The sequence below is a fragment of the Halobacteriovorax sp. BALOs_7 genome (assembly GCF_003612895.1).
GTDB lineage: Bacteria > Bdellovibrionota > Bacteriovoracia > Bacteriovoracales > Bacteriovoracaceae > Halobacteriovorax_A > Halobacteriovorax_A vibrionivorans.
Genome location: NZ_CP027772.1, coordinates 1,631,502 through 1,647,043, shown reverse-complemented (window position 1 = coordinate 1,647,043; position 15,542 = coordinate 1,631,502). Strand labels below are relative to the sequence as shown.

Below are 15,542 nucleotides of genomic sequence, written 5' to 3'. Positions count from 1 at the left end.
AAAAGGCCGCAATAGCGGCCTTTTCTTTTATCTTGTTTTTAATTCTTAACAAAAATCAATTGAAGCATGGTTGTAATTGTCTTTTGGTAATTCACAACTATCTTCAGAGAAGTTATGGTCACCACCGTTTTTAATCGGATCAAACTTTTCAACCGTTCCAGGAATCGCTTGATCATCAATTAAATCATGATCACTATCAAATGCTTCTTTATATGACTTATATACATCTAGCATATATACATCAGGTGATTGGTTCTTTCTTTCCTTGATGTTAAACATGCTCGTTGAAGCTTTGCTTAAGAAGTCCATAAACTTGTAAAGTGTTTTACGTCCTCTAAACATCATCGTGTACATATTTTCAGTCATACCAAGACGGTCACGAAGAATTGAGTTGAATTGGAAACCTTCTCCTGTGAAGTACCAAGTCTCTTCAAGTCTTTCTTTACCTGATACGCCTTTACATACTTTATACCTCATTGGGTTATTTTCTGCTACGTACTTAAGACTTCCGCCTAGTCCATAGTTAGATGGTAGGTGGTTATCAACCCAAACGGCCTTCCATTTTGACGTCCCTTCTACCATGAAACACTGCTTAGTGATTGCTTCAAAGTTAAGTGTAATTGACTCAGCATATAGGTCGATTCCTTGGCTGTTGTCAGTTCTGTTGTTATTTCCGTTTGAGCGATCAAGTGACCATGATGTTGACCAGTCATATGATGCTGATACTCCAACTCCTCCGCCAACAGGTGATTTGTCACCAAATGGTAGTTTGAAGTCAAGTTTTGCACCTACACCAGTTTTATAACCATGTGACCATCCAACTCTATTACTTTCAGTAAAGTAGTCTCCAGTTCCAGTCGACTTCGAGATACGAATTGTATTCGAGTGACTTACTTTTGGTTTAGAGATTACTTCTTGTACGTGTGATACAGGTGTAATCATCATAAAGTCCCATGGCCTCTCAATACACTTTTTCATATTGTAGTCCAGGTACGTCTTCCAAAAGATTCCTGTCTTTTTCTGATCAAAGAATGCACCACAAAGTTTTTTCAAAGTGTTTGCATTGTAGTTATCTTCATAGATTCCATTAATCTCAGCTTGTGAAAGTTTGTTTTCAGCAATTAGCTTATCGTTTAATGCTCTATCAGTTAAATTAATCGTCTTATCAAAAAGATCGTGCTTATCTAGCTCTTCAGTAAAGAGCTTTTCAGCACTCTTTGTATAACGTGGAGCAAGTTTTGCTTTAATGATATCTGCTTTAGTCACGCCTTGGATGTTCTTAGACATCGACTCAAGGTAGTTTTCAAGTTGAATCATTTCGTTCATACTTTCTTTAATCTTGTTGTTCTGATAATCCGCTTCAGAAAACTTATCTGTAACTTGTAGTTGCGTATGAAGTACAGAGTTAAAAGTTTTTGATGAAGCGTGGAATGTACCTGCTGCCCATGCTGGACGAGGTGCAGTTCTTGGATCATCACCTTCACGTAAAATTGGTGAAAGCTTAACGGCCGCAAAAGTTCTCGTATGTACATATGGCATGTCTACAAACTTAATTGGCATATCAATTCTTGCTTTTAGTAAGTTATTTTCTACTTCTACTTCACGTGACGCTACTGAGATAAGTTTAAACTTATGCTTATTCTCATTTGTAAGGTCGATATCACCTTGTAGTGGAGCTAGGAAGTATACTTCTAGCTTCAGCTTACCTTGATAGAACGGCTCAATTGGGTTCATGTGGTGAGCGTAGTTACCGTAGTGTACCTTTGGGTACATTTTTACGATAAATGACTTCTCAACAACAAGATCAAGGTTGTTATTAAGGTGAAAACCATTATTGTTATCGTGTCCTAAGAAGCTGTAGCTTACTTGGTCAACAAATAAACGAGCTCTTTGGTTATTGTTATCTTCTTCACATTTTCCTGATCTTGAAACTTCTGCAAAGATCCATCCACTGTTTGACCATGGATATAGACAAAGCCCTCTTGTAACTTTTGCGTTCTTAAGAGTTTTGTTTTGTACTTCGATTTCAAGATTAAATGGAATACGTCTCGTATTCGTATATCTTTCGTGTTCTAAGTAGAACTTAACTTCAGCACACCCTGATTCATCAAGTTGTCCATCTGTTAGGTCATACATTTGTGTAACAGCATTTTCTTCACCATTTTCTTGTTTTTCAAGATTAACAAGCTTGGCCTTGATGAACTCATTTGAAAGTGATGAACCATTTGTTTTTAAGTTTAAACAAGCAGATACAACAACCTTCTTATCAATGATTAAGTTATCATTTCTTGGGTCAACTAGTCCGTAACCTTTAGGTGTGATCTTAATGTTTTTTACATTAATAATTTCGTCGTTTGATAAACGATCCTTATTAAGACCTTGTGATAGATGATAGTTGTTACCGTGAATCATACTGTTAGCATACTGGTTAACAGCAAGCTTAAGGTCGTAAGAAATATTTGCACTTGAAGAAAGTATAATCTTACGATTCATTGGTAAGTATGTATTTGGTAGAGAGTAGTCCATTTCAACTGGCTCATCCCAACGGATACAGCTTGACTCATCTGCTTCTCTTTCAATTGTTTGGAAGTTGTCTCCAGTTACAAAGAATTTACGATATTGAAGACTCTTTCCAATCTTTGATGATAGGCAGGCCTTAACGTGAAATGTCTTGTGATAAGCAATACGTGATTTAACGTTTGCTTTATCTTCAGACACACCTTCAACACTAAAGCGTGAAACAGTAATTACTGAACTTTCATTTGCTTGTGCCTTAAGCTGTCTTGCAAGCTTTTGTTTTTCATCGTTAGACGTATCACTACCACAGCTAACAAGAGTTGTTAGCATAAGCATAGACATGCTTAAGAGAGTAATGTTTTTAAATGTCTTACAAAATGTCATATTCTTTCCTTAGGGAGATTGTGTAAACTTGTTCATCACTGTATCCATCAATTAAATAAACAGAGTCAGCGTTTCCTAGAACAGTTCGATTCATATAATTTATTTCTGTTTTAAATCCTTTCTTATTCTCTAATTTGATTCCTACCTGATAGCCTTTGTAGTCATTTGCTAACTGCGTACCACGATAAAATGCTGGAGCAGTGTCGGCCTGATTTTCAAATCCTAGGGCCTCAAATGTTACTTTCTTATCTGAAATCTTTGTTTCATAAGCGGCTACATAAGCGAAACCTGTGTTCTTATCATCTGGTACTGCGCTTTCTGTATTCTTAACGTAAGCACCTTTTAGTCTAATTCGATCATTTCCAATTCCAAATTCAATACCTGCATTTGCATACATTCCTGTAAAGTCATATAGGTAAAGACTTTGGTCTGGTGTTGCTCCTTTACTTACAGAGTTACCCCAGAAGTAATCATTATCAGCAATATCAGCAGATAGGTTCTTATAACGGTAAGTACCTGCTGCACCATAAACTTTGAAACCTCTTGTTAAATAAGTGATGTCAACAGACTCGTTAAAGAATTGTGGATCACCATTATCATCGATATTAAAAGTTTCTCTTAGTAAAGCATTCTGTGGCTGGGCCTGAGTCGCTTGTAATCTAAAGTAGAAGTTTCCAACTTTAGTTAGTAGCATCTCTCTTACACCTAGAAATGAATTACCACCGTTAACAAATGGTGAGATGTAAGTTGAGTTTGTACTATTCTTAAGTGCACCTGCACTTATTTTTGCAAAGTTAAACATCTTATAAGAGAAATATCCGTGCTTATAAGAGAACTTCGGCTTATATGTTCTAATTCTTCCAGTTTCTTGAGTTGATGAATTACCTGTTTGGTATTTAAATCCACCATCAAAATTAAAATCAACATGCTCAAATACTTCTGCTTCAAGTTCAACGTTCATATTTGTTTCATAAACAGTTCCCTTGTCAGTACGTGAATCAAGAGAGCCAAGTTTTGCACCAATCGTTAAGCTTAACTCATCAATACCTGCGTTCTTTAAAGTTGACTCAAGACCTGAGTTAAAAACATCGGCCTTTGAGGCACCACTTTGTGCAAGTACTGGTGATGAAAGTACGAAACCTAGTAAAATTAAATGTTTGTTCAATAGCTTCTTATTTTGCATGTCATTCCTATTTGATACGATGTTATTAGAGTTGCAGGAATGATGCCATGTTCCATGAAACAAGTTCACGGGTGTAAAAACTTTAAACTACTGAAAACTGGTGTAAGTATCGGAATTTAGTTTAGTAAGTTACTGTGTAGTGGTTAAACAGTGTAAAAAAAATGAACGGTAGCTCGAGTTTATTTGTTTAAACTTTGTTTATCTTGTTAACGAATTTTTGGGAGCTTAGATAGAAAAGAATGGTGCGAAAGGGCAGATTTGAACTGCCGACCTACGGGATATGAATCCGTCGCTCTAACCAACTGAGCTACATTCGCACATACATTCAAAAGAATGATAGGATATTAGTGACTTGCGAGTTAATTGTCAATATTATATTTAAGTTAATATTAAGGAATTTGTAAATTATCATGTCGTTAAGAGAGATTAAACAAAAACAGTTGCCACAAAAGGCCAAGCAAATGCTTGCTCATTTCATCCGTTTCAACAAAGGGATGAACTTTGATTTTTCGGCCCCTATAGTCGTGGCATGTAGTGGTGGGCTTGATTCTATTGCCTTAACGCATTTACTTTTAATGGCCGGGGCCAACGTTAGGCTTATACACGTTGACCATGGGACAAGAGAAGAGATTAGGGCCGAAAGGCATCTTGTAAGAAACTTTGCTCATAAGTATCAGATCCCGATGAAGTCTCTCAAAGTAGAGCTAAGTCTTAATGATGGAAACTTTGAAGCACAGGCCAGAAAATTGCGCTATGACATTTTAAAGAATGATTTAGAAAATGATGAGTTACTCGTTACGGGCCATCATTTAGATGATTGCTTTGAGTGGTCTCTACTTCAGCAATTTAAGTCTCAAGGAAAAGATATTGATCTAGGCATCCCATACCGCAACGGGAGAGTGTATAGGCCACTTTTTGCTTTTTCAAAAAAACATATTCTTAAATACGCCAAATTGGCCAAGCTCACTTGGCTAGAAGATTATTCAAATGAAGATATACGCTTTGAGCGTAATCATATTAGAAAGATTGTAAAAGAATCAATCTCATCTCGTTGGCCTGGCTACCTTAAGCATTATTGCGAGCGCATGAATCGCATGAAAAAAATAAAGCAAGGGCTTGAGGACAAGAGTTATAAGATCATTAAAAGAAAGTGGGGGATCCTTATTAAACACCACGGGTGTGTTGATGAGAATTTGAAAAGAACTATTTTATCTCAAGCTTCAACAACACGAGGAAAGACTTACAAACAATTTAATGAATTAGAGGGACTAATTAATAGTCCAAGGCTTGGGCCATTAGATTTTTCTGGTGGAATTAGGGTCTATGCTTTTGGTCCTTATTTGGCCGTTGTTAAAAAGGGTTGTAAATTAGAATTCTTAAACAATAAAACTACGCAGATTCCTGAAGGTGTTCCATTCTTATCAAATAATACTAATGCAAAGCATAGTCTCAAGAAAACTCCACTAGAGAACTCAACTTTAAGAAAAATTTTTTCGGAAATTAAACAACCAGTTCATTACTCATGGCGTAAAGCCGGTAAAGTTTTAGTGTGGCTTTAAATAACTAGGCTTGACACTCACTAAAATGATACCATTTTAGTAACTATGAGGTTACAATATAGCTTTATTTTTTAGAAACAGTATTGTGAACAAATAGTAAGTATTTAAATAATTTATGAGTAAAGTAAATTAAAAAGGATTTTAATGAAAGGACAAAACAAAACGTTACTTCTTTGGATCATCTTAATCCTCATGTTTGCGGCAATCGCAAAGATCTCTTCAGAGAGCAGACAGACTTATAAGCCAGTGACTTATCCTGATTTCGTTAGCGCAATCAAGAGTAAGCACGTTGAGAAAGTCGTTCTTAAGGGAAAGGATAAGATTCTTGGTAAATTCAAAGATGGTTATGAGCAAGGTGCTTGGTTTGAAACAACAGGGACAACAGGTACAGAAACTTTTAAAATTTTAGAGTCACACGGAATCTACCCAGAGTATGAAGCGGAAGAAAAACAAAATGTCTTCACGACTTTCTTACTGCACTGGGGGCCAATGATTTTCTTATTCCTCATTGTGATCTTCTTCTTACGTCAGCTACAAGCTGGTGGTGGAAAGGCCATGAGTTTCGGGAAATCAAAAGCACGTCTCTTATCACCACATGATAAGAAGGTTACATTCAAAGATGTTTCAGGTGTTGAAGAGGCCAAAGAAGAATTGGCCGAAGTTGTGGACTTCTTAAAAGATCCAAAGAAATATACTAACCTTGGCGGGAAAATCCCTAAAGGTGTTTTATTAGTAGGTCCTCCAGGGACAGGGAAAACACTTATGGCCCGTGCCGTTGCTGGTGAAGCAGGTGTTCCATTCTTTTCAATTTCAGGTTCTGATTTTGTTGAGATGTTTGTTGGTGTTGGTGCCTCTCGTGTACGTGACCTTTTTGAACAAGGTAAGAAGAATGCTCCATGTATCATCTTTATCGACGAGATTGATGCTGTTGGACGCCACCGTGGACACGGTATGGGTGGTGGACACGATGAGCGTGAACAAACACTAAACCAACTTCTTGTTGAAATGGATGGCTTTGAGTCCAATGAAGGCGTTATTCTAATTGCTGCGACAAATAGAATTGATGTTCTTGATAAGGCCCTACTACGTCCTGGTCGTTTTGATCGTCGTGTAACAGTTGGACCTCCAGATGTTCGTGGACGTCTTGGAATCCTTAAAGTTCACACAAGAAAGACACCTCTTGATACAAATGTTGATCTTGAAGTTATTGCAAAGGGTACTCCAGGCTTTACTGGTGCAGACCTCGCAAACCTTGTTAATGAGGCCGCTTTATTTGCCGCTCGTTATGGTAAGAAAGTTCTTCAAATGATTGATTTTGAACAAGCTAAAGATAAAGTCCTTATGGGGCCTGAAAGAAAGTCGATGGTACTTTCTGATTTTGAGAAGAAAGTTACAGCATATCACGAAGCTGGTCACACTCTTGTGGGACTTAATCTTCCAAAAGCAGATCCAATTCACAAGGTATCAATTATGCCTCGTGGTGGAGCTCTAGGTGTTACACAAACTCTTCCAGATGAAGATATGCATAACCTGACATTAGAAAAATCTGAAAACTATATTGCCTTCCTAATGGGTGGACGTGTAGCAGAAGAGATCGTATTTAACGAAATTTCTAATGGTGCTTCAAATGATATCGAAAGAGCAACACAACTTGCTTCTAGCATGGTTTGTTCTTGGGGGATGAGTGAGAAGATGGGACCGAGAAACTTCTCTCAACCAGGCGCATCTCCATTTGGTTCAACTGCACCAAGTGAAGGTGTAGGTTACTCAGAAGCAACAGCTAAGGATATTGATGAAGAAATTCACCGCTTCCTAGATGAGAATTATAAGCTTGCAAAGAAGATTCTAACTGATAATCGTGATGCCTTAAACCGCTTAGCTGAAGGGCTTGTTGTTTGGGAAACGCTTGATATCAATCAGATCAATGATCTTGTTGCCGGTAAGGATATTGGTGTTCCAGTTATTGATGAAGAGTCTTCAAAGTCTTCTTCAACACTTTCTGGAGAAAAAGAAGAGGCTTCAGAAGAAAAGAAGTCTGATGCTGTCAATAAGCCTATCGATGATCCAAAACTAGCATAGTTTATTTTCAAATATGACAAATATTTTATTTTTAGGGGTAGTTAACGCTACCCCTAATTCATTCTCTGACGGCCATAGAAATCTCGATAATGATTTTCAAATCGGCCAACTTGAAAAATTCCAGCAAGCAAAATATGGCCTTGATATTGGCGCTGAAAGTACGGCCCCTTTTAATGAGGCCATCTCTTTTAAGCAAGAATGGCAAAGACTTAATGATTATATTTCACAGCACTTAGATCGTCTTAAGGCCTTTAAAACCATATCGATTGATACTTATAAAGTTGAAACAATGGAAGAGTTCATGCACTCGTATGGCCATCATTTTAGTGAAGTCATTTGGAATGATGTTTCTGGGGCCATTGATAAGGAAGGGCTGGCCCTCTTTAAAAAGTATCCTAAGATGCGCTATATACTTTGTCATAATCTTGCACCTAAGCGAAACTTAGCAAATTCTCACATGGATTATCTCAACGAGAACCTAGACTTTAATTCTATAAGAGAATTTTTCAATCATAAGATTGCTTTCTTAAGCGAGCACAATTTCGATATGGATCGCTTAATTCTGGATCCATGCTTTGGATTTTCTAAAACTTTAAATCAGAACTTAGAATTATTAGAAAATATCCACAAGATTCAAGATATCCATGAAAATTGGCTTATTGGCATCTCAAAGAAGTCATTTCTGCAACATCTTGTAAGGCTTGAAGGCAATGAAGATGAAATGACGGATATACACGCTGCTAGCGAAAAGTTTCATTGGAAATATCTAAAACGTCTTAAAACACGCCTAAATGGTGTAAAAGAGCTGTATTTTCGTGTACATGAGGCTGGAAATATTACAGATTAGATAGTTTTTGATCCAAATTTGTCCTATAACTGGTCTACGATTATTTTAAGGGCGGTTATGAGATTATCTAATTACATTTTCACAGCTTTACTATGTTTTTCAACTCTTAATTCAAATGCATCTGTTGCTAATGGTGCTGCTTCGTTTTTTAAGCATCTAGATAAGGCCATTTACGGTGAGCTAGATATTGCTGATACGACAGGTGAGTTATCTCAGGACGTAAAGAATGGTGCTCATGCGACAGCTCTTATGGTTAATCGCTTCAGTTTAAATGAAATCCTAGATGGTAAATTATATAGCGCTAAGGGACAGAATTTCTTTAAAAAGGCCAAAATGTGTGAAGGTGAAAACGAGTTTCTAAATGACTTGGCCTATGGTGGGTGCAGTTCTGTATTAGTTGGACCTAAGACTGTTTTAACAGCAGCTCATTGTATTCAAAATTATCAATTAGCATGTGATCGAAAAAGCTTTGTCTTTGATGCAAGGGCCGATTTAGGATCTAAAAATAAGGTTCAATACTTTGTTAAAAGCCAAGTCTATCACTGTAGTAAGATCTTAGCGTATCATCAAACAAGAGATAAGACTTTTGATTACGCACTTATCGAATTAGATCGTAATGTAGAAGGTGGGCGTAGGCCAGTTAAGATAAAAAAAGACCTACTTCAAAATGGTGATGAAGTTTATATGATTGGACACCCTAATGGTTTCCTATCTCGTTATTCAACTAATGGTTTTGTTCGCTATGATGATGAGCTTTTCTACAATACAAATCTTGATGCGTTTGGTGGTAATAGTGGTGGCCCTGTCTTTGATAAGAAAACACATGAGATGGTAGGGCTTTTAATTCGTGGCCATGATGATCTTATTTGGGACACTGAGAAGCAATGTAATCGTGTTGTTTATTGTGAAGAAGATGGTTGTGATGGAGAGTCAGTTTTAAAAATTGGTGCCATTATTGACGATATCGAAAGTCGCCGTAATAATTAAAGAATGAAACTCGGTCAGGTCATTTTATTCAGTTCAAATGCACATCTTACATCATCTTTTTTAAGTGATGTATTTGACTTAGAAATAGAAAATGCATCTGACTCTATTGTTCTCTATAACGATCAAATACGCTTTCTCGTCATTGAAAGGCCAAAGCTTGCTCAAGTTGGAAATAATATTGTCTTTGATTTTATCGTTAGCACTCAAGATGAATTAATCGAGCTTCAAAAGAAGGTGGAGTTTGTAAATTACCGTCTTGAAAGCTCAGGTGAAGATCTAAATATATTATCGAGTGAGCGCTCACCAGAAATTCTTGTCCATGAAGGAATCCAGTTTTTCTTTCTTACAGACCCTGACAATCGCAGGTGGAAAGTCACTCTTATCGAATCCTAATTAACATTTATTATCCAAATTTAATTTTATTTAAGTCACAAAGATGACACCTTTGTGTAAGCACATTGGCCCTAATGTGGTTCATTTTGACAGCATATCTTTGTATGTAGTGGATATCTTAAAATGAACAATTGGCACGGTTCGTGCTTATATATAAGCATGTCACCGGCAGGATGCTAGTGATAGTCGAATGACCGACACAAAGACTCAAGGATGAGTATGCGCTTTTTAATACTTGCTCTGGCCGCGAGTTTCGCGGCCAATCTTTCGGCCAATTATATTGTTAAATATAAAGATGGCTCAAGCGAAACATCAATCGCAAATCCTACAACAAGCTTTGCAAGCTTTTCTATTTCAGGCGATATTGAATATGTGGAAGAGGATAGGAGACTATTTGCTCACTACGGTGAGTATAATGATACCTATTATTCTAACCAATGGTACTTCAATAATTATCTTTCAAATTCATTCTATCATGCTCGTGAATATGCATTGGCCGACGGTGGGCCAAATGTAACAGTTGCCATTATTGATACTGGTATCACATCACATTTTGAACTAAACCAAAATGTTGTGGGAGGCTATGACATGATCTCCGATGGTGCCAATTCTCGCGACGGTGGAGGCCGTGATAGTGATCCAAGTGATGAAGGGGACTTCGGTGATAATTCTGGTACTTGTAGTGCAGGCTCAAGTTCTTCAACATGGCATGGGACTCATATCGCTGGAATCGTTGCTGCTCGCTCTGATAATAACTACGGTATTGTTGGGGCCGCAAAAGGAATCAATCTTCTTCCGGTAAGAGTTTTAGGTGCATGTGGTGGGTTAACATCTGATATTGCAGATGCTGTACGCTGGGCCGCTGGTGGAAGTGTGAGAGGAGCTGGCCAAAATCCAAATCCTGCAAAAGTTATTAATATGTCTTTAGGGGCCCGCGGAAGTTGTAGTCGTTATATGCAAGAGTCGATTGACTTTGCGAAGTCACAAGGTGCAGTAGTGGTTGTTGCAACAGGAAACTCAAATGCAGATGCAACATTTTATACCCCTGCAAATTGTCGAGGTGTTTTAAGAGTCGGTGCTGTTAATCAATCAAGAAGTCGTTCAACATATTCTAATTTTGGTAGCATTGTTGATATTGCTGCCCCAGGAGATGGGATTTTATCAACAGTAAATAGTGGTCAGACCACACCAAGTACTGAGTCATTTGCTAGTATGAATGGAACATCAATGGCCGCAGGTTTTATCTCTGCAACAGCTGCAATGATTTACCAAGCAAATCCAGGCCTATATCCAGATCAAGTTCGACAAATTATTACTCAAACAGCTGTTTCATATTATTGTGACAAAGAGAGTTGTTCTAAAGGTGCTGTGGATCCATATGAGGCTGTCTCTCTTGCTTATAACACAACTCCTAATGCTAACTTTAGTTATAAAGATCCGGTCCTTGTGGGTGGTACAGCTGCCTTAAATGATAGATTTTCTTCTGGTAACAAAAGTGGTGGAGCATGTGGGACTATTGAAGATGTAAGCAGTGGCCAAGGCGGTAATGGAACACTTGTTGGCCTTTTCTTTATCATGGCCGTTGTTATTTTTCATCGATACAAGTTTACTAAGCAGCTCTAAGATGTCTTGCCGGTGCCTCTGAGGTAAGCAGTGAGCAGTCAACTTCAATTTTATCATTAACTATCTTGCAGCTATTAACTCGGTAGATATCATTATCGTTTGAACCTGTACCTATCTTTATAATCGCATTACGAGGGATTTCTTCTTTTGTGATTAATTTCAAATGCCCAAAGCCTTTTTCAACGATCTTAAAACCTCGTACTATATCGGTGACTTCAAATACCTCAATCAATTCATGGCCAAGAGTGCTGTCGTCGTTAATGATCTTATTTATCTGATTAATAATAACGTCAAAACCCTGTTGTTTTAATAGAAAGAGGTCGATTCCTTTTCTTGCTGCCTCTTCAATCACCTGGCTATCATTTTCATTCGTTAAGAGGATAAAGCTGATATTCTTATCAAGAATTGAAATCTCATCATATAATTCAATACCATCCATTTGAGGCATCATATAATCACAGATGATATAGAGTTTATCATCACCAAGTAATGCTAGAGTTTTAATATCCTCAATGGCCTTGAATGGGTTAGTATGATACTTGACATGAAAGCTAAATGTGTTTTGCAGGCTAGTGGCAAGGAGCTTGGCGGTTTCGTAGCAGTCGTCAATAACCATGATGTGCTTTTTCATACACTCAGTATAATTGAGTCATGAGTCAAATTTAGGATAAGTAGTCTAAATTTTAATTAAATTTCTTTAAACAGGCTTTTGTTTTAGTTAGTTAGAAATGAAATCTCTGCACTATGCAGAGATTTCTTGAATCTTGTAACCCTCGCCATAAACACTGCGAATAATATAATTAGAATCCTTAATCTTTTTTCTGATGGAACTAATATACGTGTCAATCATGCGGTCATTTACTTTATGATTGTCTGGTGCAATATGGTTTAGGATTTTTTCTCTTGCGAGAACATTTTGTTCATTCTTAAGTAGAAGATGAATGATCTTAAATTCAGAAGACGTAAAATGAATACGATGGCCTTTGATCTTAACTTCTTGAGAAGGTACATTTAGAGCGATGTCACGATAGTTTATAACTTCCATGGCATTTTCATTATTGACCGACTTTAGTGTCGTATTAATAATACTCTTAACTTCAGATGGCTCAAACGGCTTGCTGATGAAGTTTATACCTCCTAATTGATACCCAGTAACTCTTGTGTTGACATTATTCTTTGAAGAAATAAAGACAATTGGAACATCTTTTAATTCCTCATTCATTTTCAATTGTGAGCAAATCTCAAATCCTGATTCATTTTGTAATAAGATATCCAAGAGTATTAAGTCTGGTTTTTCTTGCCAAGCAATTGCTATGGCCTCATCCTGATTGCTGGCATCAATAATATTATAATTACTTTCCAGCAATGCACGCAGTAGGTCTCGAATTTCTTGATCATCATCTATGATTAATATTTTTTTCATGAATAGCTCCTTTATATTCATGAATATAATGTATAAATTTATCAAGAAATCTTCAGCTTAATTTTAGTAAACAAAACTAAACTCTTGTTTTTAATTCTTCATCTTTACTGAACGCAGAAATATTGTCGTAAATTAATTGGGCCATATTTAAGCGTGCCTCGTCGTTGGCGGATCCAATATGGGGGAGGATGAACACATTGTCTAACTTACGCAAGGGAGAGTCAGCTTTTAATGGCTCGTTACACACAACATCAAGACCGGCCTTTGCTTCTTTGTGCTTTTCAAAGAATGAGAAGAGCTCTTCTTCATCGATGATCTCTCCACGTGCTGTATTTATGAGAATAACGTTATTTTTAAAAAGAGCGAATATCTTTTTATCAATTAGCTTATGGGTTTCTTCATTATATGGACAATGAATTGAGATGATATCGCATTCTTGTGCCAATTCTTCTAAGCTGAGATATTTAGCATTGCAGCTGGACTCAATTTCATCTTTACGATTTGGGCCAGTGTAGTAAATTTCTTGATCAAAGGCGCCCTTACACATTTTTGCCAATTGAGTTCCTATTCTTCCTGCTCCAATGATTCCATGTTTCTTCTTAAATAGAGAATTTCCAATAAAGCCTGAAGGCTCCCATGTTTCCCATTCCTTATTAAGAACATTCTTTCTTGCAGCTTCTAAATTTCTTGCAACGGCCAGCATAAGTGCCATTGCTAATTCGGCCGTTGCTTCAGTTAAAACATTTGGCGTATTACAAATAATGATTTCTTTAGAGTGAGCATATTTAATATCAATATTATTAAAGCCAACAGCATATTGAGTGATAAGTTTTAGCTTAGGTAGCTGGGCCAATATATAGGCATCGATTGTATTGCTAAGCATTGAAATTATCACTTCAGAGTCATTAGCATTTTCTATCATTTTCTCACTTGTGAGAGGGCCATCTTCTTTGCGATCCCAAACTGTAAGTTTATGACCATCTTTCTTAAGCCTCTCATAAAGGGGGCCTTGGATTATATCTGTGGCGAAAATATTAAATTTTTTCATTTGTATACCTTTGTTTGTGCACCGTTTAAACGTTGTGTTGTCAGATCTTTTGCTAAAGCGGCTTTACATCATAGAATATACTTTTAAAATATAGATTAGACTATATTTATGCAAAAATACTCAATGGAGGAGATTTTGAAATACTTATCAAAGATAATGGCAGCGGCCATTGTAACATCTCAAATTTCAGCAGCAACTATCGCTATTATTGACTCAGGTACAGATATGCAACACGACGTGATTGCTCCAAAGGCCTGGATTAATCAATTAGAGATTCCTGGTAACCAAAGAGACGAAGATCGTAATGGATACCAAGATGATGTTTATGGTTGGAACTTTGCTGAATCTAATAATCAGGTAATTGATTACAAATATCTTGGAACGTTAAATGACGATATGGTTAAGTTCTTCGAGTTACAAGAAAAGTCGATGCGTGGGACGATTACTCCTGAAGAATTAGACTGGATGAGGTCAATCATTAAAAATGAAGACTTTATTAAGCGTATGACTGTTTACGGTAACTTTATGCACGGAACTCACGTAGCGGGAATTAGTGCTACAAAGTCTGATGATGCAAAAATCTTAGCTGTAAAACTTATTCCAACAGAAGTAAAACTTCCAGGACAAGAAATTGCTTCACTTAACCAAGATAAGGGAATTATTGATTTTCTTGTAAAAAGAGCAATCGATGCTCTTGCTAAAGCTCAGACTGGTACTTTCAATGAAATTGCTTACTATGTATCTGATCACGGAGCTAAGGTTGCTAACGGATCATTTGGTACGGGATTTCCACAAGCAAAAATGATTGTTGAAACTGTTATGAAGACTGTTTCTAAAAAAGAACCAAATCCTGAGACAGTAGAGCATTATGCTAAATACTTTGTTAATGCTTTAGTTGATAATTCACAATCAATGCTAAAAGCAGCACCAAATACTTTATTTGTTTTTGCTGCCGGTAATGATGGACTTAACAATGATGAGTACCCAACATCACCAACTAATATTCAAGGTGATAATGAATTATCAGTAGCGGCAACTATTGATTATTCATCACTTGCACCTTTTTCTAATTATGGTGAAAAGATGGTTGATGTAGCAGCTCCAGGTGTTGGTATTCTTTCAAGTGCTCCAGGTAATAAGTATATTAAAGTTTCTGGAACTTCACAGGCCGCTCCTTATGTAGCTGGTGTTGCTGGAAAGATTCTTGATATCAACCCAAGTTTAAAGCCTGTTGATGTAAAAAAGATTATTATGGAAACAGTTGATACGAAGTCATTTCTAGCTGGTAAAGTTAAGACTGGTGGTGTTGTCAATTCTGAGCGTGCACAGCGTGCAGCAATACTTTCTTTAGATATTTCTTTATCAAAGGCCATTGCTTCAGCTAAGGAAGATGTAGCTGATATGGAAGTAGAAGTAAGAGAGAAGTCTCGTCGTGCTCCGATCTATATCAAAGGATCTGTTTTACCACTTCCTTCAAATTTCGTTTTAAAATAACAAAT

At 37.0% G+C, this 15,542-nt stretch carries 12 protein-coding genes and 1 tRNA gene; 7 read left to right on the top strand and 6 right to left on the bottom strand.

Annotated features, from left to right (window positions below; all coding sequences use genetic code 11):
- Nucleotides 1-45: 45 nt before the first annotated feature.
- From BALOs_RS07940 to BALOs_RS07930, 3 genes are all read right to left on the bottom strand, one after another.
- The gene (locus tag BALOs_RS07940) at nucleotides 46-2,901 is read right to left on the bottom strand and encodes a hypothetical protein (RefSeq protein WP_120404833.1); all 2,856 of its coding nucleotides are present in this window, start codon (nucleotides 2,899-2,901) and stop codon (nucleotides 46-48) included.
- Nucleotides 2,888-4,084: a hypothetical protein gene (locus BALOs_RS07935; RefSeq protein ID WP_120404832.1), complete on the bottom strand. Its 1,197-nt coding sequence runs from the start codon at nucleotides 4,082-4,084 to the stop codon at nucleotides 2,888-2,890. The genes BALOs_RS07940 and BALOs_RS07935 overlap by 14 nt, the downstream gene beginning before the upstream one ends.
- 240 nt (nucleotides 4,085-4,324) lie before the next feature.
- Nucleotides 4,325-4,401 (bottom strand) — tRNA-Met (locus tag BALOs_RS07930).
- A 93-nt stretch (nucleotides 4,402-4,494) separates the two neighbouring features.
- On the opposite strand from BALOs_RS07930, the gene tilS reads away from it, so the two are divergent.
- The 6 genes from tilS (at nucleotide 4,495) to BALOs_RS07900 (ending at nucleotide 11,572) form a co-directional block, all read left to right on the top strand.
- Nucleotides 4,495-5,643 (top strand): tRNA lysidine(34) synthetase TilS, encoded by a 1,149-nt coding sequence (tilS, locus tag BALOs_RS07925; protein WP_120404831.1) that lies wholly within the window; start codon nucleotides 4,495-4,497, stop codon nucleotides 5,641-5,643.
- Nucleotides 5,644-5,787: 144 nt separating this feature from the next.
- Nucleotides 5,788-7,722 (top strand): ATP-dependent zinc metalloprotease FtsH, encoded by a 1,935-nt coding sequence (gene ftsH, locus BALOs_RS07920; protein ID WP_115362770.1) that lies wholly within the window; start codon nucleotides 5,788-5,790, stop codon nucleotides 7,720-7,722.
- 13 nt (nucleotides 7,723-7,735) lie between these two features.
- Complete coding sequence (locus tag BALOs_RS07915; RefSeq protein ID WP_120404830.1) at nucleotides 7,736-8,569, top strand: dihydropteroate synthase; 834 nt, start codon at nucleotides 7,736-7,738, stop codon at nucleotides 8,567-8,569.
- Nucleotides 8,570-8,626: 57 nt separating this feature from the next.
- The gene (locus BALOs_RS07910; protein ID WP_120404829.1) at nucleotides 8,627-9,556 is read left to right on the top strand and encodes a serine protease; all 930 of its coding nucleotides are present in this window, start codon (nucleotides 8,627-8,629) and stop codon (nucleotides 9,554-9,556) included.
- 3 nt (nucleotides 9,557-9,559) lie between these two features.
- On the top strand, nucleotides 9,560-9,949 hold the full coding sequence (locus BALOs_RS07905; RefSeq protein WP_115362764.1) for a hypothetical protein: 390 nt from the start codon (nucleotides 9,560-9,562) through the stop codon (nucleotides 9,947-9,949).
- A gap of 219 nt (nucleotides 9,950-10,168) precedes the next feature.
- A complete protein-coding gene (locus tag BALOs_RS07900) occupies nucleotides 10,169-11,572 on the top strand; it encodes a S8 family peptidase (protein WP_162929612.1) in 1,404 nt (467 codons plus the stop codon).
- Here BALOs_RS07900 and BALOs_RS07895 read toward each other — a convergent pair.
- The 3 genes from BALOs_RS07895 to BALOs_RS07885 form a co-directional block, all read right to left on the bottom strand.
- Entirely contained in the window at nucleotides 11,559-12,203 is a 645-nt protein-coding gene (locus BALOs_RS07895; RefSeq protein ID WP_115362760.1) for a response regulator, read from the bottom strand. The two genes, BALOs_RS07900 and BALOs_RS07895, sit on opposite strands and share 14 nt — an antisense overlap.
- Before the next feature lie 111 nt (nucleotides 12,204-12,314).
- Complete coding sequence (locus BALOs_RS07890) at nucleotides 12,315-12,995, bottom strand: response regulator transcription factor (RefSeq protein ID WP_158536894.1); 681 nt, start codon at nucleotides 12,993-12,995, stop codon at nucleotides 12,315-12,317.
- A 76-nt stretch (nucleotides 12,996-13,071) separates the two neighbouring features.
- Entirely contained in the window at nucleotides 13,072-14,043 is a 972-nt protein-coding gene (locus tag BALOs_RS07885; protein WP_120404827.1) for a D-glycerate dehydrogenase, read from the bottom strand.
- 135 nt (nucleotides 14,044-14,178) lie between these two features.
- Between BALOs_RS07885 and BALOs_RS07880 the strand changes: the two genes are divergently transcribed.
- Nucleotides 14,179-15,537, top strand: a complete 1,359-nt coding sequence (locus tag BALOs_RS07880) for a S8 family serine peptidase (protein WP_158536893.1) — start codon at nucleotides 14,179-14,181, stop codon at nucleotides 15,535-15,537.
- The last annotated feature ends 5 nt before the right edge of the window (nucleotides 15,538-15,542 follow it).

Bases quoted from the DNA above. Each gene is read 5' to 3' on its own strand.
- BALOs_RS07900 (WP_162929612.1), top strand. From the start codon at position 10,169: ATGCGCTTTTTAATACTTGCTCTGGCCGCGAGTTTCGCGGCCAATCTT.
- BALOs_RS07905 (WP_115362764.1), top strand. From the start codon at position 9,560: ATGAAACTCGGTCAGGTCATTTTATTCAGTTCAAATGCACATCTTACA.
- tilS (WP_120404831.1), top strand. From the start codon at position 4,495: ATGTCGTTAAGAGAGATTAAACAAAAACAGTTGCCACAAAAGGCCAAG.
- BALOs_RS07910 (WP_120404829.1), top strand. From the start codon at position 8,627: ATGAGATTATCTAATTACATTTTCACAGCTTTACTATGTTTTTCAACT.
- BALOs_RS07940 (WP_120404833.1), bottom strand. From the start codon at position 2,901: ATGACATTTTGTAAGACATTTAAAAACATTACTCTCTTAAGCATGTCT.
- BALOs_RS07890 (WP_158536894.1), bottom strand. From the start codon at position 12,995: ATGAAAAAAATATTAATCATAGATGATGATCAAGAAATTCGAGACCTA.
- BALOs_RS07885 (WP_120404827.1), bottom strand. From the start codon at position 14,043: ATGAAAAAATTTAATATTTTCGCCACAGATATAATCCAAGGCCCCCTT.
- BALOs_RS07915 (WP_120404830.1), top strand. From the start codon at position 7,736: ATGACAAATATTTTATTTTTAGGGGTAGTTAACGCTACCCCTAATTCA.
- ftsH (WP_115362770.1), top strand. From the start codon at position 5,788: ATGAAAGGACAAAACAAAACGTTACTTCTTTGGATCATCTTAATCCTC.
- BALOs_RS07935 (WP_120404832.1), bottom strand. From the start codon at position 4,084: ATGCAAAATAAGAAGCTATTGAACAAACATTTAATTTTACTAGGTTTC.
- BALOs_RS07895 (WP_115362760.1), bottom strand. From the start codon at position 12,203: ATGAAAAAGCACATCATGGTTATTGACGACTGCTACGAAACCGCCAAG.